We start from the raw sequence: 22,969 nt of genomic DNA, 5'->3' as shown, positions 1-22,969 counted from the left end.
GTTTCCAGGAGGCGGGGCGACGAGGAAGGTGAGGCCGGGACGTGTCTGCCAGGACGACGGCACGCCCCGATGTCAGGGCCCGATGAGCGCGGCGGCCTCCTCCAGTTCCGCGATCGACCCCGACATGATCGTCCGCACGTGCTCGGTGATGTGCTGTACGGGCCAGTCCCACCACGCCACGGCGAGAAGCCGCGCGACGTCGGTGGCTTCGTAGCGGGTACGGATGAGTCGGGCGGGGTTGCCTCCGACGATGCCGTAGTCGGGGACGTCGCCGGTGACCACGGCGCCGGCGCCGATGATCGCGCCGTGGCCGATCCGTACGCCGGGCATGACCGTGGCGCCGTGGCCGAACCAGACGTCGTTGCCGACGACGGTGTCGCCCCGGCCCGGCAGGCCGGTGATCAGGTCGAAGTGCTCGGCCCAGGACCCGCCCATGGTCGGGAAGGGGAATGTGGACGGGGCGTCCATGCGGTGGTTGGCGCCGTTCATGATGAACCGGGTGCCCGTACCCAGCGCGCAGTACTTGCCGATGCGGAGCCGCTCGGGACCGTAGTGGTACAGGACGTTGCGCGTCTCGAACGCGGTCGGGTCGTCCGGATCGTCGTAGTACGAGTAGTCCCCGACCTCGATCAGCGGTGACTTCACCAACGGTCCGAGCAGGACGACGCGCGGATGCTCGGGCATCGGGTGGAGCACGGTGGGGTCGGCGGGAACGGGTGGCATCGGGAAGGCGGTTCCTCTCGGGAGGCGGGACACTAGTGCGACAACTGTTGCGTTAAGATGCTGACACAGCCACGGCACATTGATCAACCGGATACTGGATTACCGATGACAGAATCACCGGCCACGAAGGCGGACCGCCGTCCGGGCGGTCGCACCGCCCGCATCCGCGCCCAGGTCCTCGACGCGGTGCGCGCCGAACTCACCGAAGGCGGTCACGAAGGACTCACGGTGGAGGGTGTCGCGGCCCGCGCGGGAGTGCACCGCACCACGGTCTACCGGCGCTGGCGCGACGTGGGCGGCCTGCTCGTCGATGTCATCGACGCCGCCGGCGAGATCGACTGGCAGCCACCGGACACCGGCTCCCTGCGAGGCGATCTGAGGGCCCTCAACCAGGAGATCCAGGAATCCCTGACCGTGCAGCCGTCGTTCGCCGTCGCCCTGATGGCCGTCTCGTTCCACTCCGAGCAGGCCGCGCGGGCGCAGAAGAAGCTGTGGGCGGACCGGTACACCCAGTGCGAGGTTCTCGTCGACCGTGCTGTCGAGCGGGGTGAACTCCCCTCACGGCACACGGACGCGCAGAGCCTGCTGATCGCCGCCACCGCGCCGGTGTACCACCAGCTGGTACTCCTGCGTGCCGATCCCGATCCGCGGCTGCCGGAGCAGGCCGCCGCGACGGCGGTGCTGGCGGCTGCTGCCGGTGCCTTCTCCGTCCGGTGAACGCGAGCGCATCGTGATCAGGGACGCGGGGGTTCACCTGGACCGGTCGACAGCTCCCTCATGCCCGTTCCGGGCACGGTCTGGGAAGTCGGGCAGCGTAAGGGCTGAATGGGCCGGCTGTGCCGGCGAGGCGGGCATGGTGACGAGGTCACGCAGCATGGTGTTGCGCTGCTCGAGCGCCCCCACCGTGGTGGGGAAGAGCCTGGCCGCACCGTTGTCGACCAGTGCCTGGTTCATGGCTACGAACTCCCGGAGGTCCCGTTCGTAGGCGGCGAACGCCGCGGTGTGGTCCTGGTTCCTGGCCAGGGCGTCGGCGAGCATGTAGGCACCTACCAGCGCGAGGCTCGAGCCCTGCCCCGTGAGGAACGAGGGTGCGTACGCGGCGTCGCCGACGAGCGCGACGCGGCCTCTGGACCAGTGCGGCATACGGATCTGACCGGCCGTGTCGAAGAACAGGTCATCCGCGTCGCGCATGGCGCCGACCATGGCGGGGACCTCCCATCCCGCGTCCGCGAAGACCGTGGCGACGAGGTCCCTCTGGGCGCCGGGATTCCTCAGGACATGCAGCGGCACTTCAGCTCGGTGGAAGTTCAGGAAGGCGTGCACCTCGTCGTTGTCGCCGACGGCGTAGAGGGCCGCGGCCTTCCCCGGGGTGTTCCACAGCACGAGCTCGCGGGAGAGTCCGAGGGTGTTCGGCATCGTGAATATGGCGAAGCAGTAGCCGAGGTAGCGGTGGAACTGTTCTTCGGGACCGAACAGGGACGCCCTGGTGTGTGAGTGCATGCCGTCGGCGCCGAACACCAGGTCGAACGTGCGCCGTTGCCCACTGTGGAGTGTGACGTCGACGCCTCGTTCGGACTGGTCGAGAGTGTCGATGGAGTCGCCGAAGAGGAATTCGACGTCGTCTCGAACTATCGCGTGGAGGGCCGCTGCAAGATCCCCACGACTCACCTCGAGGTGCTGTCCCTCGACACTGCCGTCGACGGCTCGAGGGTCGACCGAGGCCAGTGCGCTGCCATCGGCGTCGAGGAAGGTGCAGCGACGCGAGTCGATGTGCGCGTCCCGCAGTCGCGGCAGGATCCCCATCCGCCGGACCACCTCTGTCGCGGTCCCGCGGACGTCGATCGGGTAACCACCGCCGCGCAGTGCGCCCGCCTTCTCCACCACGGTGACCGCGAATCCGTACCGGTGCAGCCAGTAGGCGAGCGCGGGTCCGGCGATACTGGCCCCGGAGATCAGAACCGTGCGCTTCGCGGTGGTGCTCACGTCCGTCGACAGACCGGTAGGTGTCATGCCTGGGCTCCCTTTTTCGTGGTGATACGGACGACGAGCAGTGACAGTGCGGCAACGAGACCGGCGACGGCGAAGGCTGTGGCGAAGGACGACTCAGTCTTCAGGCCCGTCATCGGGCCGGCCCCGGCGTCGAGGACCGCGCTGGCGATCTGGGCGCCCAGGGCGGTGCCGATCACGCGTGTCACCGTGAGCAGGCTGGTGGCGATCCCGGTGTCCTTGGTCTCGACGGCGGTGGCGGTGCTGGTGAGCAACGCCGTACTGGCGATACCGGCGGCGAACGCGGTCAGCACCTTGGCAAGGGCGAGCTGCCATTCCGCGCTGTGCAGCACCGTCAGGGCGGTCATCGTGGCCACCGTGACGACGGCGCCCACGATGACGACGGCGCGCGTACCGAAACGCCGCGCCGCGATCCCGCCGATCGAATCGCTCACACACCCGGCGATGGCGCCGGGGAGCAGGAGCAGTCCGATGTCGGTGGTGTCGGCTCCGAAGCCGTACCCGTCGGCCGGTGCCCCGAACATCTGCGGAAGAAGAAAGCCCACCATCCCGAAACTGGTGGTGATGAGGAAGGTGAGCCCGAACGCATTCCGCAATGCGGGCCTTGCCAGCATTCGCAGATCGACCATCGGCGAGACTGCCCTGCGCTCGACGGCGACCCATCCGGCCGCGAGGGCGACCACGCCCACCACGATGCCTCCGGCCGCGATCGGTGACACACCGCCGTCCTTCGTCACCGTCTTCAACCCCAGCATGAACGCGAGCAACGTGCCGCTCAGCAGTAGGACGCCAGGCCAGTCGATCCTGTTGTCCGACTCGATCGGCGGGTCATGCGGCATCAGCCAACCCACGGCCGACGTCATCACGATGATCACGAGCGTAGGGAGCGCGAACATCCAATGCCAGGACATTCCTTCCGCGACCGGCCCGGCGAACAGCATCCCCACCATGCTGCCGCCCGTGAACAGCGCGAGGACCACCCCGATCGCCGCCTGCGACTCTCCCGTCGAGAGGTGTTTGCGTACGAGGATGAACGAGAGGGGCAGCGCACCCACCATGGCGCCCTGCAACACTTGGCCGAGCAGCAACACCGGCAGGTTCGGCGCCAGTCCGGCCAGCAGACCGCCGGCCGACACGACGGCCATCAGCCGGACCAGCACCCGCTTTCCGCCGTAGCGGTCGCCGAGTTTGCCTGCGACGGGCGTGATGACCGCGCCGGTGATGAGTAACGCGTTGGCGATCAGCGCCCCATCGCCACTACTCACCCCCAACTCACCCTGCAGCAGCGGGAGCGCGGGCTCCACCACTGACTGCAGGGTGCCGAGGGCGAGTGCCAGGATGCCGAGGGCGCCGATCGACAGCCTCCCGATGCGGGCCGGAGAAACCACAGCTTGGGACATGGACGTCCATTTCGGTGTTGGTTGCGGGCCTCCAACACTCCCCTCCGGCGACCCCGCCGGGCATCGTCCTCAGCCGCCGTCTTCCCTTGGTGCATCCGCACCAGCCACTCACGTGTCCTGGTGCCTGCGCACTACAAGCGAACCGAGTGCCCCGGACCGGGCCGGTTCAACGGTGGGCAGCCCCAGCCGTTGTGCGCTTCGGGGAGTTCGGTCAGGTCGGTTCGGCACCGTGAGGCTGTAGCGGAGTTTCGCCTTGGAGTTCGCGCCGAGGCGATCGTGGAAACGGACGGCTCCTGCTGAGCTCCCGGTGGACCAGGGCTTCGACGACCTGCTTCCCGAGGATCTGCTTCCCCCGGGCCACCTGGATGAACTCGAGGACGAAGAGGCCGAACCCGCGAACCTCTCGGGGTCCGGGATCCTCGCACGCCGGCAGTGCGCGAGTACCGTACCGGGATTCGCCCGTGCGGCCCTCGATCACCTGGGCACAACCGCCCGCCGAGGACGACGATTTTTCGGGTGAGAGCATCTCGCCCACTCGCGCGGGCCGATCGGTGTCCCCTCTTCACCCGTTGCGGTGCACCAGGCCGTCAAGGATGAGGGCAAGGCCCGCCTCGAACGCCGACTCGTGATCGATCACCGGCACGTCAGCCGGTAGATCCGCGCTGTCGCCGGATCCTGTGTCCGCCTGCTCTTCCAGGACGCTGCCGACTGTGAACCGGCCGGCGGCCAGCATCGCCATCTGCGCGTCCCGCTCGGGCACGCCGGAGGCGACGAGGAAGTCCATCTTGCGGCGGACCCGACCTCGCCGCGCGCCTTTCGAAGGAGGAGCGCGGCGGCAGTTGGCAGCTCCCCGAGAATCCGGCACCGATCAGCGCGGCCTGCCGACCGACGGGCAGCGGGAGCCGGTGGCCGTCGTGACCCGGGCAAGGCCGGTGGAGCGAACCGCGGCAGGAGGAGCGGAGGCCCGACCGGGCCACGGCGCTGTCGGTTACCACTCCTGAGGCCGCGGACGGAACGACCGGGCAGCCGTCGAGGGCTGTCCGATTCCTCATGAGCACACCACCAGAGGGACTGCCCGTCTACCGAGTCCCTACCGGTCCGGAGGACGCCGCGTTCCGCCAACGCGTGAGCGAATTGATCGGCCTTGGCTACGAGCTGCACGAAGGCCCCGCTGTCACTTTCGACGGTAAGCAGCGCTGGTCGTCATCAGCCGTGAACACAAGGCCTGCCATCACCAGGCTGAGTCCGGGTCACCTTCGACGAGGCGGAAACCGCGTGGGAGTGCCCTTGCCACGGTTCGTGGTTCGGCATCGACGGCGAGGTAGTTCACGGCCGGGCCCTGAACCCGCTACCGGCCCGGACGATCTGAGTGCGTAGCACGGCCTCGTGAAAGAGGCATCGCTCCCCCGTTCCTCTGTTCTGCGGCTGTCCGCCACCCGCACCATGGTCCGTCCCAGCGACGCTCGGCGCACAGGAGTGTGAGCCTGACGGCCCGGGGCAAGGCTGGAGGCATGACGACGACACTAGGTGCCTTTGTCCTCGGCACTCCCGACCCTCCCGCGCTCGCCGACTTCTACCGAGCCCTGCTCGGCTGGCAGGAGGTGGAGCGCACCCCGGAGTGGGTCCGCCTGAGGGCGTTGGAACAGGAACGCCCAGGCCTCAGCTTCCAGTTGGAGCCCGATCACAGGCCTCCGACGTGGCCGCAGCGACCTGGTACCCAGCAGATGCAAGCTCATCTGGATCTGCAGGTGGAAGACCTGGATGCGGAGACCGAGCGGGCATGTGCGCTGGGCGCCACGCTGGAGGATGAGCAGCCGCAGAAGGATGTACGGGTCCTTCGCGACCCACACGGCCATCCGTTCTGCCTCTTTCTTCCGGGAGCCTGAACTCCACTGCCGTGATCGGTCTCAGGTGCTGTGCCACCGGTCCCGTGAAGCGGTTACGGCAACTCCTGGGCCGACTCCGATCACCGGGTCCTGATCGCGCCCAAGGCCCAACGGCCGGACAGGCAGCGACGTCAGTAGTACTGAGCCATACAGAATTCGTGTTCTTCGGGATCGGTCATGACGACGACCACGCCCTCGTCGTAGTCGTGCCGCTCCCCGGTAAACCTGCCGCCGAGCGCGATGACCTGGGCGATTCCCTGCTCGATGTCATCGACCGCGATGTCGAGATGGAGGCGCACTTTGCCACGCTTCGGCTCGGTCACCGGTTGGAAGACGAGGCGCGGCTGGGGGTCGTCGCGGAGACCGAGGTAGATCCAGCCTGGCTCGGACGGTCCCTGCGGGCGGTCCAGTAGCGTGCTCCAGAAGCTCGCCACCCGTTCCACGTCGATGCAGTCGATCGTCACTCCGGCCCAGCGGTTCGTCATGTCGTCAGCACTCCTGCGTCGCCGTGCAGTTCGAGGATGCCGACGGCCCGGCTTCCGTACGGGCCATCCGGGCCCTCCATGGGTCCCGCTCGCCGGCCGCACCGTACCAACTGGCAGCGAGCCGCACGTATCGGTAATTCACGGCGATCAGACTCGAGCACCCCAACCCTGGTGGTCAACGGCGCGCCTCGGCAGGCGTACGACGGCATGGGCAAGGGCTGGCCCCGCGTCCTGAACCCTCTCGAATCCGTCCTGGGCGAGGCCCCACAGGACGCGCCTCGGTCTTGAGCAATGGGTGATCATGTAAGTCCGTTGATCCAGATCATGGAGGCGCGGAGATACAACGACGCACCTCCACTTGTACAGACATGGCCGACGGGCGCCGATCGCCTCCACCGCCCTTCTCCTTCCGGGTGGCGGCCTGGCCCCTGCTCCGATCTCCACCACTGCCGCCGGTCCGGAACCGTCAGGAAGTGGGCGGCGCGATCTGCGCCCGGAGCGGTCCGGCGCGCAGCCCGTCCCGCTTCCCTCGGTTTGGTACCTTTCACTGGACACGAAAATCGATCGGATGTTCGCTTTTTGGGATCTCCGACACGTCCGTTGTCGGCAGTAGACGCTCACGTTCTCCGACGTGCGGCGTGCCACTCAATCGGACCGGGTGAAGCTCATGGCAGGAACCGATCACGAGAAGGCGCTGGACACCGCGCTCGCACAGATCGAGCGGAAGTTCGGCAAGGGCGCTGTGATGCGCCTCGGTGAGCGGCCGAACGAGCCGATCGAGGTGATCCCCACCGGGTCCACCGCGCTCGACGTCGCGCTCGGCGTCGGCGGGCTGCCGCGCGGCCGCGTGGTGGAGGTGTACGGCCCGGAGTCCTCCGGCAAGACGACGCTGACGCTGCACGCAGTAGCGAACGCGCAGAAGGCCGGCGGCTCGGTGGCGTTCATCGACGCGGAGCACGCTCTGGACCCGGAGTACGCGAAGAAGCTCGGCGTCGACACCGACAATCTCATCCTGTCCCAGCCGGACAACGGTGAACAGGCGCTGGAGATCGTCGACATCCTGATCCGCTCCGGCGCGATCGACCTGATCGTGATCGACTCCGTGGCGGCCCTGGTGCCGCGAGCGGAGATCGAGGGCGAGATGGGCGACTCCCACATGGGTCTGCAGGCCCGTCTGATGAGCCAGGCGCTCCGGAAGATCACCAGCGCGCTCAGCCAGACGAGGACGACGGCGATCTTCATCAATCAGCTGCGCGAGAAGATCGGTGTGATGTTCGGTTCGCCGGAGACCACGACCGGTGGCCGGGCGCTGAAGTTCTACGCCTCGGTGCGTCTGGACATCCGGCGTATCGAGACGCTGAAGGACGGCACCGACGCCGTGGGCAACCGCACCCGCGTCAAGGTCGTCAAGAACAAGGTGGCGCCGCCGTTCAAGCAGGCCGAGTTCGACATCCTCTACGGCCAGGGCATCAGCCGTGAGGGCGGTCTGATCGACATGGGCGTGGAGCACGGCTTCGTCCGCAAGGCCGGCGCCTGGTACACGTACGAGGGCGACCAGCTCGGCCAGGGCAAGGAGAACTCCCGCAAGTTCCTCAAGGACAATGCCGACCTGGCCGACGAGATCGAGAAGAAGATCCTCAACAAGCTCGGAATCGGCGTATCGGTGAAGGCCGCGATCGCCGAGGACACGAGGGCCGTCACGGTCCCTGATCCCGCCCGGACCTCGACGGGAAGCGCAACCTGACAGGCGGTCCGCACGTCTCGGCGCGGCCCCGGGCTATGCGGCCGACATCCTGCGCTGCGGAAGCCGCCACGACGCCCCGGTAGCGGTCTTCGCGTGCAGGCACCGGCTCCGCCCTGATGCGGAGCCGTCCCGCACACAGACTGGGTGATCCACGTTTGAAAGCACCGGCACGGTAAAGACGGTCCTTGACACCGTCCTTATACCACCAGGTAGGAGAGGCATTATGGGCATCATTGCTTGGATCTTCATCGGGTTGCTCGCGGGCCTCATCGCCAAGGCGCTCATGCCGGGCAAGGACCCGGGCGGCATCATCATCACGATGCTCATCGGCATCGCGGGCGGACTGCTCGGCGGGTGGCTCGGCAAGGTCATCTTCGGCATCGACTCCATCGATGGCTTCTTCGACCTCTCCACCTGGATCGCCGCGATCGTCGGCTCGATCATTCTCCTCCTGCTGTACCGCGTCATCACGGGCAACCGCCGCCACGCCTGATCCGTACGCCCATCACCGCGAAACGGCTCCGCCCTGCATGGGCGGAGCCGTTTCGCGCGTCACAGGGTCTCGGCGGACCACCGTTACGGCTGTGCGTCCTCTGCCCACGGCGCGCGAACGGCTCGGTCCGGCTGAGCTGCGCCGCGTCGTCGCTTCAGTACCGCGTCTGCTCATCGGCAGGGAAAATGGGCCGGCAGAGGCTGAGCCGGCTCGGCACGTCCGGGTCGGCGCCCGGCATTCCGTCGGCGGGGGCGGGCACGAGGCCGCCCCGTCAGTCGCCGTTCACCGGAGAGAGGTGTTGCCCGATGCCCATGCAGTCCTGGTTCTCCGACGCGAAGCTCGGAATCTTCGTCCACTACGGCATCTACGCCGTCGAGGGAGTGCCCGAGTCCTGGGCCTTTTACACGGGACAGGTTTCGCACGAGCAGTACATGAAGCAGCTCGGCGGTTTCACCGCCGCACGCTATGACCCTCGCGGCTGGGCGGCCCTGTTCGCGCGTGCCGGTGCGCGCTACGCCGTCCTGACGGCACGTCACCACGACGGGGTGGCCCTGTGGAACACCGGGTACGGCGACCTGGACGTCGTCCGGCACGCGCCTGCCGGACGTGACCTGGTCGGACCGTATGCCACGGCGCTGCGCGAGCAAGGTCTCAAGGTGGGCCTGTACTACTCCCACTCCGACTGGAACCACCCCGACTATGCGAGCGTCCTGCACCCCCGCCCCTCCCCCACCCACGAGGACGTGCTGACCAGCCGCTGGGTCGCGCCCCGGGACGGGGTGGAGGACCCGGAGGCCTGGTCCCGCTATCTCGCCTACCGCGACGGCCAGGTCGGCGAACTCGTCGACCGGTACCGCCCGGATCTCCTCTGGTTCGACGGCGAGTGGGAACGCGCCGAGGAGCAGTGGGGCACGGACGCGCTCGCCGCCCGCGTTCTCGGCGGCAATCCGGACACGGTGTGCAATGCGCGGCTGATCGGCCACGGGGACTACGCCACCCCGGAGCAGGGAGTACCGCTGCGCGCACCGGACGGGCCGTGGGAGCTCTGCCTGACGGTGAACGACTCCTGGGGCTTCCAGCCAGGCGACACGAACCACAAGTCGGTGCGGCAGCTGGTGCGGTACTTCGCGGAGACGATCGGGACGGGCGGCAACCTGCTGCTCGGGGTCGGCCCGCGGGAGGACGGCACGGTCACGGCCGAGCAGGCGAAACGCCTCGAAGGACTCGGCGCTTGGATCGCAGCGCACCGCGAAGCGGTGTACGGGACCGTAGCGGGCCTGCCGGCCGGGCACCACTACGGGCCGAGCACCCTGTCCGCCGACCGTCGCACCCTCTACCTGTTCTGCTTCGACCCGCCGCGCGAGTACGTGGCCGTGCGCGGGCTGCGCAGTCGCGTGAGGCGGGTGTCGGTCGTCGGCACCGGCGCGCCCCTCGCGCACCGCGTCGTCGGCGGTCTGCACGACGTGCCGGGCGTCGCCTGGATCGACGCGCCGGCCTCGCGGGACGTCGACGCGTACGCAACTGTGCTCGCACTGGAACTCGACGGTGAGCTCGACGTCTACCAAGGCACGGGCCGTACCTGAGCCGGCGCTGGGCGACGGACCGACGGGGTCAGCCGCGGAGCTGGCCCCGTTCGAAGTACGCGACGAGCTCGGGGGCCGGCTCCGGTACGCGGGCCGGGGTGCCTCCGGACCGCAGGGAGGACGTGGCCTGCACTCCCGCGGCGACCGCCATCCGCGCGGCGACCGGTGAGGTGTCCGTCCGGCCGCCTTCCCGGACGAACCGCAGGAACTCGTCCATCAGCAGCGGGTCGGCGCCGCCGTGCCCGGCGTTGTCCTCGGCGGCCGGGATCTCGTGGACCTGGTCCGCGTCGGCGCGGTAGCCGGACCGCCGGGCGTTCCACACCTTCACGTGGCCGCCGGGCCCGTCGCCGAAGTTCTCCAGGCGTCCCGCGTCCCCGATGACGGTGTAGTTGCGCCAGTAGTCGGGCGTGAAGTGGCACTGCTGGTACGAGGCGAGGACGCCGTTGTCGAGGCGCATGTTGAGCAACGAGACGTCCTCGACGTCGATGACGGGGTTGAGCGCGCGCTGGGTGTGGGGTGGCCAGTGGCCGTCCTTGGTGTACCAGTCGTCGGCCTTGGGCTCACCCGGCGCACGCCGGTGCGGAATGTCGCCGTAGACCATCAGGTCGCCCAGCGCCTGCACGTCGCGCGCGTAGCCTCCGGCCAGCCAGTGCAGGACGTCGATGTCGTGCGCGGCCTTCTGCAGCAGCAGGCCGGTCGTGTACTGCCGTTCGGCGTGCCAGTCCTTGAAGTACCAGTCGCCGCCGTAGCCGACGAAGTGGCGGATCCAGACGGTCTTGACCTCACCGACGGCACCGTCACGGATGAGATCACGCATGAGCCGGACGACGGGCATGTGGCGCATGTTGTGGCCGATGTAGAGCCGGGTGCCGGTTTCGTGGGCGGTGCGCAGAATCGTGTCGCACCGCTCGATGCTGATGTCGAGAGGCTTCTCCACGAAGACCGGCTTGCCCGCCCGCAGTGCCTCGCAGGCGAGGTCTGCGTGGGTGTGGTCCGGGGTGAGGACGAGGACCGCGTCGATGTCGGGGTCCTCGACCACCCTGCGGTGGTCGGCGGACGTGCGGGCCTCCGGGAAGGCCCGCGCCGCCTCCGTACGGGCGCGTGGGTCCGGTTCAGCCAGAGCTGTGACGCGGGCGCCGGAGCCGGGCCGGTGGGCGGTGCGGGCGAGCGAGCCGCGCAGCCCGTAGCCGAGCACGCCGATACGGAGGTCGGTCATGGAACTTCCTTCGTTGTTCAGTGGTGCCTGGTCGTCTCCGTCACGGGTGGACGAGGACCTGGGAGAGGGCGACGCTTCCGGTTCCCCGGACCATGATCTTCACCGTGCGGGTGCGGCTGTCCAGGTCGATGACGGTCGGGCGCAGGGCCTTCCCGGTCACGTGGACGGTGCGGTCGTCGGTGATGACGTCGAAGTCGGCCGTCGTGGACGAGGCGTTGTTCCAGACCTCGATCTGGCGGACCCGCCGCTCCGCGCCGAGGTCGGCCTGCCACCAGGCGCCCGCCTCGGCCCGGGTGCGGGTGTCGGTGTTGGTGTCGGCGTCCAGCGCCAGGGCCGCGGTGGCGGCGCCGTCCGTGGAGGACTGGGTCGCCGTACCCGTGCGGGCCAGGTCGGTCCGCAGTTGTTCGACCGGCCCGCCGTGGGCGCCTGCCCCGGAAGCCACTGCGAGGGCGGCGGCGGGAAGCCGGTCGAGGCCGGTGAGGTTGTCCGTCATGACGGAGCCGGCGCCGCCGAGGGCGGGCGCGGCCGTGTCGGTCCAGTTGCCGCGGGCGGTGTTCCCGATGCCGTAGTCGGCCCAGTTGGAGACCCACTTGTAGCCGATGCGCGTGATGACGTTCTTCTCGACGAGGATGTGGGAGGACTGCTCGTCGAGGTAGATACCGTTACCGTCGCGTTCGGTGTTGCCGAAGGCCGAGCGGTTGATGTAATTCCCGGACAGGACGGTTCCGGGCTGGGCGCCCTGGGTGTAGATCGCGCCGCCGTCGTGCTGTTCCTGGGCGACTTCCATGACGTCGGTGATGCGGTTGCCGGTCACTTCGTTGTCGCGCAGCACGGACTGCTGTGCCTCGGGCTGGTTCCAGCCCCATCCGACGGAGATGCCGGAGTACGGCAGGTGCTCGAGGGTGTTGTGGTCGATGGTCAGCCCGGCCTCGTAGCCGGCCCAGATGCCCACCGAGTCGGTGTACTCGACGCCCGAACGGTGAATCGTGTTGTACGCGATCGTGTTGCGCTCCCCCGCGAGCGCCGCCCCGGGCCGCGGCTCGGTGTCCCCGACGTACACGGCGCCCGAGGACAGGTCGGTGAAGGTGGATCGGGTCAGGGAGCTGTCCTTGGTGCCGGCTTCGAGGATCGCTCCGGCTCCGCCGAGGTTCCTGAAGACGGCCCGGTCGACGGCGACGTGCCGGCCGCCGCGGACGGTGACGGCGGCGGCGGGCTTGGTGTAGAAGCGGCCCGCGTGGTCGACGGGGCCCGTCGCACCTGTCAGGGTGAGGCCGGCCTGCGTGCCCGCGTACCCCTCGTCCGTGCCGGGCTGACGGTAGGCGGCGTACGCGAAGCCGATGCCGCTGACGGTGACGTCGTGGGCGCCGTCGAGGACGAGGAGCTGTTCGGTGTGCGGGGTGACCACGTGGTCACGGCGCATGTCCTCGCCCTTGCGCGGCAGGTAGGCGACGGTGCGCGCTTCGGAGTTCCAGGTGAACTCGCCGGGTTCGTCGAGCAGTTCGGGTGCGTTCTCGAAGAAGGCGACTCCGCTGTAGCGGCCGGAGTCGACCGTCGTGGAGTCCCAGGCGGGGCCGGTGCGGCCGGTGCCCGCCGAGGAGTTGGTCCAGCACGGCTGGGCGAAGGTCATGTCGTCGCCACTTACGCCCGCGATCCGGCAGTGGTAGTTGCGCCAGCGGATCCGGATGACGGCTTCGGCATCGGTGGGGCGTTTCCAGTCGGCGATGCCTGTGGTCTCCACCCCCGTCATCCCGGAGCCGGTGGCATCGCAAACGGTGGCCGCGCAGGCTTCGCCCCTGGCCCGGACGGCCCGTTCGCCGTCGACGAACAGCTGCCTGGGGGTGACGCCGTCGGGGACCGATGCGGTCCAGGTGCCATCGGTCCCGCGCTGCCAGCCCGTGATCTCGCGGGCGCCGGAGAACACGGGGCGGGCTCCGGGGGCGGCGGTCCAGGTGACGGTACGGCCGTCCTTCCCTGAGTCGTCGGCGCCGAGCCGGAGGGGTTCGTCGAGGCGGTACGTACCGCCTTCGAGGAGTATCCGGACATCCCGGTCGCGCTCGGTGCGGGCCCGGTCGCGGGCTCCGTCGGTGCTGCACGGCCGGGAGGCCGTACAGGAGGTGCCATCGCCGTCGGGGGCGGCGTACAGCGTGCGGACGGCCGGGGCCGCTTGGGCGGTGGGGGCGGCGAGGAGCGCTGCGAGGAAGGCGGTGGTGACGGCGGCGGCGGTTCCTCGCAGGATGTGCGCGGTGCGGTTCATGCGGCGGTGGCCTTCCAGTCGGGGTGGCCGGGCATGGGCGGGTTGACGGCTCCGAAGAGCCAGTCCCGCAGGAACGGGTCGAGCGGCTTCCTTCCGGTGACCTCGACGGCGTGACCGATGAAGTCCTCGCTGGAGGCGTTGCCGTCCCTGAACCGCTCGGGCCACAGCCGCATCACGCGGTCGAAGTCCCGGTCGCCGATCTGCCGGCGCAGGGCGTACAGGACGAGGGCGCCGCCGTCGTAGATGTTGGTGCCGCCGAGCGCCTTGGGCAGTCCCGGAGGCCCGTCGGCGGCCCGGATCGCGTCGAGCTTCTCGTACGTGGCCTTCATCTTGTCGGTGAGTACGGACCAGCCGCGCTCCTCCCCGTACACGGCGGCGTAGTAGACGGCGGGGCCCTCGTTCAGCCAGGCCTGCTGCCAGTCGGCGGGGGTGACGGAATCGCCGAACCACTGGTGGACGAGTTCGTGGACCATGGTGGTCTCGTAGCGGGGCCGGCCCTCGGCGTCGGGCTTGAACCAGTTGGTGGAGAAGAGCGAGAGGGTCTGGTTCTCCAGCGCGTCGGTGTAGCCGTCGTAGATGTGCACGCCGTAGACGGAGAACGGGTAACGGCCGAACTTCGCCTCGCACCAGGCCAGATGGTCGGGCGTGCGGGCGACGATCGGGGCGTACGTGTCCTCATGCCCCTGCGGCACTACGTGGCGCAGGGGCAGCCCGTGGGGGCCTGAGCCGTAGAGGTACGTGCCCTTGACGACGGCGATGCCGATCAGCTCGGTCGCCATCCGTTCGCGGAGCGCGAAGTGCCAGACGGTGGAGCCGTCGGCGCGCGGTGTGCGGTGCAGGAGTTCGCCGTTCGCGGTGGCGACGAAACCCCGGGGGGCGCTGATGTGGAACGTCCAGGTCGCCTTGTCCGACGGGGTGTCGTTGCAGGGCAGGAAGGTGTCCGCGCGCGAGGACTGGGCGGCGGAGGCGAACCCGCCGTCGGTGCCGAACCTCCAGCCGGTGAGGCCGAGCCGGGGTGCCTTGCCGTTGCCGCGGTAGCGGACCTCGACGGTGAACGCCTGCCTGTCGCGCAGCGGGCGGACGGGGACGACGGTGAGTTCCTGGCCGCTCTGTCCGGGCGTGAGCTGCCAGGTGGCGGCGCGCCCCTGGACGGTGAGGGCGTCGATGGTGTGGCCGTCGGTGTCCAGGTTGAACGCGGACAGGTCCTGGGTGGCGCGCGCGCTCATCTTCACGACGGCGGTGAAGTCGTAGGTCACCGGGGTGAAGTCGAAGGTCAGGTCGTAGTGGAGGACCTGGTAGCCGCCGTTGCCGAGGGTCGGGAAGAGCGGGTCGCCTACGCCGTCGGAACCGGGCCGGGGGTCGAAGGTGTGCGGGCGGGCCGCGGCGGGCGTTCCGAGGGCGGGGACCGCCACGGCCGCGGCGACGGCCGCGGCGCCCAGTCCGAGGGCCGAGCGTCTCGTGGTCACTTCTTCCCCTTCTGGTAGGCCTCTTCGAATTCGCCGCGGGCCTGCTCGCCGCCCTTGGCCAGGTAGTCCCTGACGAGCTGGTCGTAGGCGGACATGGGCTTGCGGCCCGCGATGATGTCCTTGAGCGCGTCCAGCTTGAGGGTGAGGAGGCTGCCGGTGCCCTTCGAGTCCCAGGTGGGCGAGGAGTACTGGAGTGTGGGGTCCTGCTCCATCATCGGGATCATCTTGGTGAACGTCTCGTGGACGTGGCGGACGCCCTGTTCGGAGTCGGCGCTGTAGATCGCGGGGACGGCGGAGGCCATGAACTTCCAGGGCACGGTGACGTCCTGGGTGCCCTGCTCGGTCAGGGCGGGGTTGCCCTTGTCGTCACGCGTGAAGTCGGTGCCCTCGACGCCGTAGTTGATCAGCGTGTACTCCTCGCTGCCGAACGGCGAGGCGGCGAAGTCGGCCAGTGCGAGGATCTGCCGGATCCGTTCGCCGGAGGCCTTCTTCACATGGGTGTTCTCCAGCTTGACGTTGTCCATCCACGCGACGGCATCCTTGCCGACCGGGACGAAGGGGCGCGGGTCGTACTTCTTGTCGATCGCCTGCATGGCGGCGACGTATCCCACGCCCGGAGCCAGGTAGGTCGGCATGCCGTCGTAGACGTACGCGCCCTTGCCGTTCTTGAACATGTCGGTGTACTGGGCCTTCTGCGCCCCGGACATCTGGATGGTGCCGGGGTAGAAGCAGCCGGCCTTGTAGAGGGCGCGGGCGGTCTCGACGGCTGTGCGGTACTCGGGCGTCTCCAGGTCGGAGGTGAACTTTCCGGTCGCCGGGTCGAGTCGCCAGTAGTACGGCGCCCCGGCGGACATGGCGAGCATGCTGGTGGCACCCGCGATGATGGCGTACTGGTCCTTCTTGGGCCGCGTCAGCTCCTTGCACACCTCGACGAATCGGTCGAGGCCGTCGATCTGGTCGAGGCTCGTGACGCCGACCTCCTCGAACAGGTCGTGGCGGTAGACCCCGGCGCCGCCGGTGCCGGTGCGGGCGATCGGGATGCCGTAGAGCTTTCCGCCGAAGATCGCGGCCTGCCAGGCGCCCTTCGGGATCGCCGCGAGGTTCGGGTAGTCCTTGATCCTGCCCCCGGCGAGGTGCGGGGTGAGGTCGGCGCACTTGGCCTGGAGGAAGGCGGCCTTGTTGTCGACACCGCCGACCTCGGGATACATGAAGAGGTCGGGCAGGCTGTCGCTGGCCACCATCGTGGAGAACTTCGTGCCGTAGTCGTCGGCCGGTACGGCGGTGATGTTCACCTCGCCGCCGAGGAGTTTCTCGATGCTCCGCCAGGCGGCGTTCCTGCCCCGGCCGGGCGGTGGCGGCGAGAAGGTCTCCATGGTCACGCTGATCGGTGCCGCCCCCTTGAGCGGGGTGTTCTTCGTGGCACGCAGCGGCTTTGCCGGGTAGCCGAAGAATCCCTGCGGCACTCCCGCGGCGGTGCCGGCCAGGTCGGGCTTGAGTCCGATGTTGCGCACGGCGGTGTCCGGCAGGAGCGAGGCGCTCTTGGCCTCCGCCTTGGCGGTGGTACCGCCGTCGCCGCAGCCGGCGAGCAGCGGCCCGGCGGCCAGCCCGAGACCGAGGCCCGCGCCCATGCGGAACAGTGAGCGGCGGTAGATGGGGGTGGAGCTCGACACTGGATCTCCTTGGGAGAAGGGGCCGACAGGCCGGGGTGGGCGCGCGCTCAGCCCTTGATGGCGCCGGTGAGCACGCCCTTGGTGAAGTAGCGCTGGAGGAAGGGGTAGACGAGGAGAATCGGCACGACGGCGATCACGAGAACGGCCATCTGCACGGCCTGCTGCGGCGCGAGGACCTCTCCGGCCGAGGCGCTGTTGAGGCTCTGGCCCTGGAGGACGTAGGTGCGCAGCACCATGGGCAGCGGCCACTTGTCGGAGTCACCCAGGTACAGCAGTGCGTTGAAGAAGGCGTTCCAGTACGTCACCGCGTAGAAGAGGCTGATCACGGCGAGAACGGCCTTGGACAGCGGCAGGACGATCCGTACGAGGATGCGGAAGTCCCCGGCCCCGTCGACCTTCGCCGCGTCGTACAGCTCCTCCGGCAGGTTCATGAAGAAGGACCGGAGGACGACCAGGTTGAACGCGCTGACCAGGGTGGGCATCACGAGTGCCGCGTAGGTGTCGTAGAGCCCGAGGCCTTTGATGAGAAGGAAGTTGGGGATGATGCCCGCATTGAAGAGCATGGTGAACAGCGCGATCATCAGGATGGCGCGGGAGCCGGTGACATCGCGGCGGGAGAGCCCGTACGCCATGCCCACGGTGACGAGAAGGCTGGCCATGGTGCCGACCAGAGTGATCCCGATGCTGACGAACAGGGCGCGGGTGACGACTCCGCCGGTGAAGATGGTCCGGTAGGCGTCGAGCGTGGGGTGGTCGGGCCACAGGACGAGGCCGGTCGAGCGGATGATGTCGGACTGCGAGGCGAAGCTCGTGCCGATGACGCCGAGCAGCGGGTAGACGACGGCGGCCACCACGACGACGACGGCGGTCCCCTTGGCGAACTGACCGAGGCGTGTGGGACGTTCCATCCACGGGGGGCGGCCGTCGGAGCGGGTGGTGCGGGTGGTCTTCTTCGCCGGCGCCGTGGAGGCGGACGTGGCGGTCGGCTTCTCAGCGGTCAGCACCGCGGTACACCCCTTCGTGGCCGAGGCGGTGGGCGAACTTGTTCGCGCCCAGGACGAGTGCGGTGCCGATGACCGCCTTGACGAGTCCGACCGCGGCGGCGACGCCCCAGTCGTTGTCCTTGATGCCGTGGTAGTAGACGTAGGTGTCCAGGACCTCGCCGGCATCGGGGCCGACGGCGTCACGCTGGAGCAGGATCTGCTCGAAGCCGACGGACAGGATCTGTCCGAGGTTGAGGATGAGCAGCAGGATCAGCACCGGAGCGATCCCCGGGAGTGTGACGTGCCAGAGGCGGCGCCGGGGGCCCGCTCCGTCGATCGCGGCGGCCTCGTACTGCTGTTTGTCGATGTTCAGCAGCGCGGCGAGGATGATGATCGTGCCCCAGCCCGCGTCCTTCCAGGCCACCTGGAGGGTGAGCAGCCAGGGGAAGGCGTCCGGGTCGCTCATCATGTCGTAGCGCGGCAGTCCCAGACCGCCGAGGAGGTCGGGCAGGACTCCCGCGCCGCCCAGGATCTGCTGGAAGACCGAGACGATGATGACCCAGCCGATGAAGTGCGGCAGGTAGACGACGCTCTGCACGAAGCGCCGCAGCCGTTCGCTGACGATGCTGTTGAGGAGCAGGGCCAGGGCTATCGGGACGGGGAAGAAGAACACCAGTTGGACGAGGGCGATCTCGAGGGTGTTGAAGGTCGCGGACCAGAAGGCGGGCTCGCCGAACGCCGCGGTGAAGTTGGCGAAGCCGACCCAGGCGCTGTGCATGTATCCGAGGTAGGGCTGGTAGTCCTGGAACGCCACGACGTATCCCAGCAGGGGGACGTAGTGGAAGACGACGAAGTACAGCAGACCGGGCAGGGTCAGCAGGAGCATCACCCGGTCCCGCTTCAGACGCTGCCGGAGTGTCAGGCGGTTCTGTGCCCTGGCTGCCCGGCCTGGTGGGGTGGTGTTCGCCGGCGCGGATCCCTCGTCCCCCTTCCCGCGTTTTGACCGCTTTTCCCGCGTCAGCGGGGGTGCTGTGTCAGCCATAGTGCGTCCTGTTCGGCTGGGTGGCGCGTGGTGAGCCTTCTGCGGCCGCAACGTAGTAAGCGGTTAACCCAGCGGTCAAGAGATCCTGGGAAAAGGGTGCCGAAGGAACGGGTTCCCGGACCCAATCCACGGCCCCAGAACCCCAAAAGGCGTCCCTAAACCGGCAATTGGGCACCGGTGTCGCTTGACGCTCACCGGTCCGGCTCCTTAGCGTGCCGGTCATTCCATAGAACGCGATTACTGTGCGGAGGCAGGGTGCGAACCACCGAAGAGGCGCCGGCTGGGTCCGGTGCCGACACCGCGACGCCGCCACCCGAGCGGCCGCGCACGGTCCTGGTGATGCGTCCCGGGTTGCTGGACGATGTCTTCCCGCCACTCGTCCGGGCCCGGATCGAAGACGCGGCGGAGCTTCGCCACCCTGCGGTGATCAGCGAGTTCGACTCCCCCGAGGCGTCGGTTGCGCTGGCCGAGGCCGAGGTCCTGCTGACCGGCTGGGGCTGCCCGCCCGTCGACGCGGCCCTCCTGCAACGGGCCCCGCGGCTGCGTGCGGTGATTCACGCGGCGGGGACGGTGAAGACGTTCCTGTCCCCGGACGCCTTCGACCGCGGCATCGTGGTCTCCTCCGCAGCGGCGGCGAACGCCGTCCCGGTGGCCGAGTACACGCTGGCCGCCATCATCATGGGCACCAAGCGGGTCTTCCCACTGGCCGACATGTTCCGCAGCCGGCGCACGCATCGCACCGGCGCGGACCTGGACCGACAGCACTGGATCGGCACGCACGGGCTGACCATCGGTGTGGTGGGTGCCTCCCGGGTCGGCCGCCGGGTCATCGAGCTGCTGAGCATCCTGGACGCCAACGTGCTCCTGTACGACCCTTACGTCGACGCGGCCGAGGCCGGCCTGCTCGGTGTCACCCCCGTCGACCTGGACACCTTGGTGGCGGCCAGTGACGTGGTCACCGTGCACGCCCCGGACACCGCGCAGACCCGAGGGCTGATCGATGCCCGGCGGATCGGACTCATGCGCCCCGGAACCCTGCTGGTCAACACCGCGCGCGGCTCCCTGGTGGACACCCAGGCGCTGACCGGGCACCTGGTCAGCGGGCGGCTGGACGCGGTCCTCGACGTGACGTCACCGGAACCGTTGCCGCCCGGCCACCCCCTGTGGGACCTGCCCAACGTCTTCATCACCCCGCACCTGGCGGGCGCGCAGGGCAACGAGGTGGGACGCCTGGGAGCTCTCGCCGTCGACGAACTGGTGCGCTACGCGGCAGGGTCGCCCTTCGCCCATCCCGTACACCGCGCCGACCTGGAAAGGATCGCATGAACCCGGCCGCCCCACAGGCTCTAGGCTCGGCATCACACATCAGCCAGCAGGGGGTGAGCCGGATGCGCCGGCAGACCAGCGCCGCGGACGGACAGCGGCGGGCGACGGTCACCGATGTGGCCCGACGTGCGGGCGTTTCCACCGCCACCGTCTCCCGCGTCCTCAACCGCAACTACCCCGTGGCGGAACCCACCCGGGAGCGGGTCGAGTCCGCCATGCGGGAGCTGGGCTACGTGGTGAACGCCCACGCCCGCGCGTTGGCCGGAGTTTCCGCCCGCACCGTCGGCATCATCGTCAACGAGGTGGTCGACCCGTTCTACGCCTATATCGCCCGAGGCGTCGAGCGGGAGGCGGCCCTGGGCGGGAGGCTCTGTCTAGTGTGCTGCACCCAGGGCGACCCGGAGCGCGAACTGGCCTTCATCGACCTGATGCACGAGCGCCGCGCCGACGCGGTCGTCGTGGTCGGCGGCAGCATCGCCGACCGCGGCTACACCTCCGAACTCGCCCGCCGGGCCCGCGAGCTGGACGCGGGCGGTTCCAAGCTCGTGCTGTGCGGCAGGCCCCCGCTGGACGAACCCGCGCCGACCATGGCCGTCGAGTACGACAACGAGGGTGGCGCCTTCGCCATCACGGACCACCTGCTGACACGAGGGCACGAGCGCATCCTGTATCTGGGCGGCCCGCCCAGGCTCTCCACCACCCGCGACCGGCTGGCCGGGCACGCCCGGGCCCTGGAGCTGCGCGGAGTGGCCCGGGACCCGGACCTGGTGCGGCCCGGCGCCTTCAGCCGCAACTTCGGTTATCTGAAGCTGACCGAACTCCTGCGCGGGAAGCTGGACTTCACGGCTGTCTTCGCCGCCAACGACGTCGTGGCAGCGGGCGCCGCGCAGGCCCTGGAGGAGGCCGGGCTGCGGGTTCCCGAGGACATCTCCCTGGTCGGGTACGACGACATCCCCGTCGCCCAGGAGCTGCGCCCCCGGTTGACGACGGTGCACGTACCGCTGGAGGAGATGGGCCGGCAGGCGGTGCGGCTGGCCGTTTCCGGTGGCGATGACGACGACTGGCGTGAACCGACGACGGGGGCGCTGCGGCTGGGCACCCACATCGTGGTACGCGATTCCGTAGCCCCGAGGGCGGGGCGCGGGTCCAGGGCGTAATCGCTTGCCGAACAGCTGCCCTGTCCCGCCATAGTAAATCGTAGTAACTTCCCGACCCCTCTTGCGGCTTGATGGCAACCGCTTACATGCTGACGGCAGGCTCCACCGGTTCCGCCCGCTCGTGCCCTCATTCACTTCAGCAGGGAGAGTTCCGCATGCGCTTCTCCGCCTCAGCCGCCCCGGTCGGCCGCCGTTCCGTCCTCTCCGCCGCGGTGGGGGCCGGTGCCCTCGCCGCTCTGGGCGCCGCCGTCGGCCCTGCGGCCGCCCTCGCCCCGGCCCGCACGTCCGCCCACCGCAGCGTCCGGGTGACGGTGGTCGCCCGGCCCGCAGCCGAGACGGAACGGCTGCGGCTGGCCCAGGCACTGCGCGGCAGCGAGTTCCAGCCCACCGGCCGTTACGTCCCGCCGGGTGCCCCGCTGGACCTCACGGTCGGGCCGCACGACGGTCTGCTTCCCACGCTGTGGATCGGCGCGTGGGACTACTACGGCGAGGTCAAGGAGCCGCGCCGCTACCCGCTCACGGCGGGACCCAACACCGTCACGGACCCGCACGGCGGTCCGGTCTACCTCACCCTCGCCGGAGCGGGTGAACGGGCGGAGGTGGTCTTCCGTTCCGGCTCGGTGGCCATGCCGGTGTTCGCTCTGGGCAGCACCACGGAGGCCGGCTACCAGGAGATGCTGGACACCTCACCCGGGGTGCCGTACGTGGAACTCCACGCGCCGCGCACGATCATGACGCTCACCCGGGAAGGGGCCCTGCTCCACCGCGGCGAGGACCACGCCGCGCTGCTGCGCCTCGTCGAGCAGATCATCGACTCGGCGGCCGCGATCAGCGGCCTGGACGGTTCCAAGCCGGTCCACCGGCGCAAGGCCGGCCCGTATCACTTCACCGAAGTGAGCAAGGTCCCCACGGGCGTCGGCGCCTACGCCACGCACGGGTACAACGGCTTCCCGCGCGCCTACCTCGACCGGGCCACTACCGTGGAGGGGCTGCGCACCCGCGGCTGGGGCCTGTACCACGAGCTCGGCCACCTCCATCAGCAGATGGCGTACAAGCCGGGAGGGCTCACCGAGGTCACCGTGAACATCTACTCCCTGGCCGCCCAGCGCGCCCTGGGGCAGCCTTCCAACCTCCTCACCGTGGACCCGGCGACCGGGCTGACCGCCTTCCAGACGGCCCGGGCGAAGTTCGGGACGGCGGGACTGACGTACGAGAAGTCCTTCGGCGCCTACGAGAAGCTCGTCCCGCTCCGTCAGCTGGAGCTGGCCTTCGGCGACGACTTCTGGCCCCGGCTGCACCGCCTGGTGCGCGAGGAGAATCCGCAGTCCGACTCCACGGAGAACGCCAAGCGCTACCGGGCGCTGGCGACGTACTCCAGCCGGATCGCGGGCTACGACCTCGGCGAGTTCTTCATCGGGACCTGGGCCTTCCCGATCGACGCCACGGGAAGGGCCGAGCTGGCCGCGCTGAATCTGCCGAAGCCGCCCGTCGACCCGAGCACCCTGACCGACTGACCGTCCGGAACGGAGCCAGC

General features: G+C 69.3%; 20 protein-coding genes. 9 read left to right on the top strand and 11 right to left on the bottom strand.

The genetic code is table 11. The features are described 5' to 3' along the window. Nucleotides 1-72: 72 nt before the first annotated feature. Complete coding sequence (locus ACIQM3_RS19650) at nt 73-723, bottom strand: CatB-related O-acetyltransferase (protein WP_401625787.1); 651 nt, start codon at nt 721-723, stop codon at nt 73-75. Nucleotides 724-828: 105 nt separating this feature from the next. Between ACIQM3_RS19650 and ACIQM3_RS19645 the strand changes: the two genes are divergently transcribed. Next, a complete protein-coding gene (locus ACIQM3_RS19645) occupies nt 829-1,440 on the top strand; it encodes a TetR/AcrR family transcriptional regulator (protein ID WP_401625784.1) in 612 nt (203 codons plus the stop codon). A 33-nt stretch (nt 1,441-1,473) separates the two neighbouring features. On the opposite strand, the gene ACIQM3_RS19640 is transcribed toward ACIQM3_RS19645, so the two are convergent. From ACIQM3_RS19640 to ACIQM3_RS19630, 3 genes are all read right to left on the bottom strand, one after another. Then, nucleotides 1,474-2,733 carry an FAD-dependent monooxygenase gene (locus tag ACIQM3_RS19640; RefSeq protein WP_401625781.1) on the bottom strand — a complete coding sequence of 420 codons (1,260 nt, stop codon included), beginning with the start codon at nt 2,731-2,733 and terminating at the stop codon, nt 1,474-1,476. After that, on the bottom strand, nt 2,730-4,130 hold the full coding sequence (locus tag ACIQM3_RS19635; protein ID WP_401625778.1) for an MFS transporter: 1,401 nt from the start codon (nt 4,128-4,130) through the stop codon (nt 2,730-2,732). The genes ACIQM3_RS19640 and ACIQM3_RS19635 overlap by 4 nt, the downstream gene beginning before the upstream one ends. Nucleotides 4,131-4,692: 562 nt before the next feature. Next, nucleotides 4,693-4,914 carry a hypothetical protein gene (locus ACIQM3_RS19630; protein WP_401625775.1) on the bottom strand — a complete coding sequence of 74 codons (222 nt, stop codon included), beginning with the start codon at nt 4,912-4,914 and terminating at the stop codon, nt 4,693-4,695. A gap of 266 nt (nt 4,915-5,180) precedes the next feature. On the opposite strand from ACIQM3_RS19630, the gene ACIQM3_RS19625 reads away from it, so the two are divergent. Both ACIQM3_RS19625 and ACIQM3_RS19620 read left to right on the top strand, forming a co-directional pair. Continuing rightward, nucleotides 5,181-5,507, top strand: coding sequence for a DUF1737 domain-containing protein (locus ACIQM3_RS19625; RefSeq protein WP_401625772.1), 327 nt, complete (start codon nt 5,181-5,183; stop codon nt 5,505-5,507). 134 nt (nt 5,508-5,641) lie between these two features. Then, nucleotides 5,642-6,016: a VOC family protein gene (locus ACIQM3_RS19620; RefSeq protein WP_401625769.1), complete on the top strand. Its 375-nt coding sequence runs from the start codon at nt 5,642-5,644 to the stop codon at nt 6,014-6,016. A 131-nt stretch (nt 6,017-6,147) separates the two neighbouring features. Here ACIQM3_RS19620 and ACIQM3_RS19615 read toward each other — a convergent pair whose 3' ends face one another. Continuing rightward, a complete protein-coding gene (locus ACIQM3_RS19615; RefSeq protein WP_401625767.1) occupies nt 6,148-6,501 on the bottom strand; it encodes a VOC family protein in 354 nt (117 codons plus the stop codon). A gap of 667 nt (nt 6,502-7,168) precedes the next feature. Between ACIQM3_RS19615 and recA the strand changes: the two genes are divergently transcribed. From recA to ACIQM3_RS19600, 3 genes are all read left to right on the top strand, one after another. Next, the gene (gene recA / locus ACIQM3_RS19610) at nt 7,169-8,245 is read left to right on the top strand and encodes a recombinase RecA (RefSeq protein ID WP_401625764.1); all 1,077 of its coding nucleotides are present in this window, start codon (nt 7,169-7,171) and stop codon (nt 8,243-8,245) included. Between the two features lie 223 nt (nt 8,246-8,468). Continuing rightward, a complete protein-coding gene (locus ACIQM3_RS19605; RefSeq protein ID WP_401625761.1) occupies nt 8,469-8,738 on the top strand; it encodes a GlsB/YeaQ/YmgE family stress response membrane protein in 270 nt (89 codons plus the stop codon). A 305-nt stretch (nt 8,739-9,043) separates the two neighbouring features. Continuing rightward, entirely contained in the window at nt 9,044-10,321 is a 1,278-nt protein-coding gene (locus ACIQM3_RS19600; RefSeq protein WP_401625758.1) for an alpha-L-fucosidase, read from the top strand. A 28-nt stretch (nt 10,322-10,349) separates the two neighbouring features. On the opposite strand, the gene ACIQM3_RS19595 is transcribed toward ACIQM3_RS19600, so the two are convergent. The 6 genes from ACIQM3_RS19595 to ACIQM3_RS19570 form a co-directional block, all read right to left on the bottom strand. After that, nucleotides 10,350-11,537 (bottom strand): Gfo/Idh/MocA family protein, encoded by a 1,188-nt coding sequence (locus tag ACIQM3_RS19595; protein WP_401625756.1) that lies wholly within the window; start codon nt 11,535-11,537, stop codon nt 10,350-10,352. A 40-nt stretch (nt 11,538-11,577) separates the two neighbouring features. Then, nucleotides 11,578-13,791: a right-handed parallel beta-helix repeat-containing protein gene (locus ACIQM3_RS19590; RefSeq protein ID WP_401625754.1), complete on the bottom strand. Its 2,214-nt coding sequence runs from the start codon at nt 13,789-13,791 to the stop codon at nt 11,578-11,580. Next, nucleotides 13,788-15,257 (bottom strand): M1 family metallopeptidase, encoded by a 1,470-nt coding sequence (locus ACIQM3_RS19585; RefSeq protein ID WP_401625751.1) that lies wholly within the window; start codon nt 15,255-15,257, stop codon nt 13,788-13,790. The genes ACIQM3_RS19590 and ACIQM3_RS19585 overlap by 4 nt, the downstream gene beginning before the upstream one ends. Continuing rightward, a complete protein-coding gene (locus ACIQM3_RS19580) occupies nt 15,254-16,927 on the bottom strand; it encodes an extracellular solute-binding protein (protein ID WP_401625749.1) in 1,674 nt (557 codons plus the stop codon). Before ACIQM3_RS19580 ends, ACIQM3_RS19585 begins: the two co-directional genes overlap by 4 nt. Nucleotides 16,928-16,974: 47 nt before the next feature. Further along, nucleotides 16,975-17,835, bottom strand: a complete 861-nt coding sequence (locus ACIQM3_RS19575; RefSeq protein ID WP_401518271.1) for a carbohydrate ABC transporter permease — start codon at nt 17,833-17,835, stop codon at nt 16,975-16,977. Nucleotides 17,836-17,917: 82 nt separating this feature from the next. Then, complete coding sequence (locus ACIQM3_RS19570) at nt 17,918-18,952, bottom strand: ABC transporter permease (RefSeq protein WP_401625747.1); 1,035 nt, start codon at nt 18,950-18,952, stop codon at nt 17,918-17,920. A 339-nt stretch (nt 18,953-19,291) separates the two neighbouring features. Here ACIQM3_RS19570 and ACIQM3_RS19565 point away from each other — a divergent pair, with 339 nt between their 5' ends. The 3 genes from ACIQM3_RS19565 (at nt 19,292) to ACIQM3_RS19555 (ending at nt 22,949) form a co-directional block, all read left to right on the top strand. After that, nucleotides 19,292-20,278, top strand: coding sequence for a hydroxyacid dehydrogenase (locus ACIQM3_RS19565; protein WP_401626475.1), 987 nt, complete (start codon nt 19,292-19,294; stop codon nt 20,276-20,278). Between the two features lie 62 nt (nt 20,279-20,340). Then, nucleotides 20,341-21,435: a LacI family DNA-binding transcriptional regulator gene (locus ACIQM3_RS19560; RefSeq protein ID WP_401625746.1), complete on the top strand. Its 1,095-nt coding sequence runs from the start codon at nt 20,341-20,343 to the stop codon at nt 21,433-21,435. A gap of 155 nt (nt 21,436-21,590) precedes the next feature. Next, nucleotides 21,591-22,949, top strand: coding sequence for a M60 family metallopeptidase (locus tag ACIQM3_RS19555; RefSeq protein WP_401625744.1), 1,359 nt, complete (start codon nt 21,591-21,593; stop codon nt 22,947-22,949). Nucleotides 22,950-22,969 lie beyond the last annotated feature (20 nt).

This window comes from Streptomyces sp. NPDC091271 (assembly GCF_044757505.1).
Lineage (GTDB): Bacteria > Actinomycetota > Actinomycetes > Streptomycetales > Streptomycetaceae > Streptomyces.
Note: the sequence above shows the minus strand (reverse complement) of the source record. Positions and strands in the feature narration are given on the sequence as shown.

What these genes read in the sequence shown, in the direction of transcription:
- ACIQM3_RS19650 (WP_401625787.1), bottom strand. Translation starts at nt 723, where the DNA reads ATGCCACCCGTTCCCGCCGACCCCACCGTGCTCCACCCGATGCCCGAG.
- ACIQM3_RS19645 (WP_401625784.1), top strand. Translation starts at nt 829, where the DNA reads ATGACAGAATCACCGGCCACGAAGGCGGACCGCCGTCCGGGCGGTCGC.
- ACIQM3_RS19640 (WP_401625781.1), bottom strand. Translation starts at nt 2,733, where the DNA reads ATGACACCTACCGGTCTGTCGACGGACGTGAGCACCACCGCGAAGCGC.
- ACIQM3_RS19635 (WP_401625778.1), bottom strand. Translation starts at nt 4,130, where the DNA reads ATGTCCCAAGCTGTGGTTTCTCCGGCCCGCATCGGGAGGCTGTCGATC.
- ACIQM3_RS19630 (WP_401625775.1), bottom strand. Translation starts at nt 4,914, where the DNA reads ATGGACTTCCTCGTCGCCTCCGGCGTGCCCGAGCGGGACGCGCAGATG.
- ACIQM3_RS19625 (WP_401625772.1), top strand. Translation starts at nt 5,181, where the DNA reads ATGAGCACACCACCAGAGGGACTGCCCGTCTACCGAGTCCCTACCGGT.
- ACIQM3_RS19620 (WP_401625769.1), top strand. Translation starts at nt 5,642, where the DNA reads ATGACGACGACACTAGGTGCCTTTGTCCTCGGCACTCCCGACCCTCCC.
- ACIQM3_RS19615 (WP_401625767.1), bottom strand. Translation starts at nt 6,501, where the DNA reads ATGACGAACCGCTGGGCCGGAGTGACGATCGACTGCATCGACGTGGAA.
- recA (WP_401625764.1), top strand. Translation starts at nt 7,169, where the DNA reads ATGGCAGGAACCGATCACGAGAAGGCGCTGGACACCGCGCTCGCACAG.
- ACIQM3_RS19605 (WP_401625761.1), top strand. Translation starts at nt 8,469, where the DNA reads ATGGGCATCATTGCTTGGATCTTCATCGGGTTGCTCGCGGGCCTCATC.
- ACIQM3_RS19600 (WP_401625758.1), top strand. Translation starts at nt 9,044, where the DNA reads ATGCCCATGCAGTCCTGGTTCTCCGACGCGAAGCTCGGAATCTTCGTC.
- ACIQM3_RS19595 (WP_401625756.1), bottom strand. Translation starts at nt 11,537, where the DNA reads ATGACCGACCTCCGTATCGGCGTGCTCGGCTACGGGCTGCGCGGCTCG.
- ACIQM3_RS19590 (WP_401625754.1), bottom strand. Translation starts at nt 13,791, where the DNA reads ATGAACCGCACCGCGCACATCCTGCGAGGAACCGCCGCCGCCGTCACC.
- ACIQM3_RS19575 (WP_401518271.1), bottom strand. Translation starts at nt 17,835, where the DNA reads ATGGAACGTCCCACACGCCTCGGTCAGTTCGCCAAGGGGACCGCCGTC.
- ACIQM3_RS19570 (WP_401625747.1), bottom strand. Translation starts at nt 18,952, where the DNA reads ATGGCTGACACAGCACCCCCGCTGACGCGGGAAAAGCGGTCAAAACGC.
- ACIQM3_RS19565 (WP_401626475.1), top strand. Translation starts at nt 19,292, where the DNA reads ATGCGTCCCGGGTTGCTGGACGATGTCTTCCCGCCACTCGTCCGGGCC.
- ACIQM3_RS19560 (WP_401625746.1), top strand. Translation starts at nt 20,341, where the DNA reads ATGCGCCGGCAGACCAGCGCCGCGGACGGACAGCGGCGGGCGACGGTC.
- ACIQM3_RS19555 (WP_401625744.1), top strand. Translation starts at nt 21,591, where the DNA reads ATGCGCTTCTCCGCCTCAGCCGCCCCGGTCGGCCGCCGTTCCGTCCTC.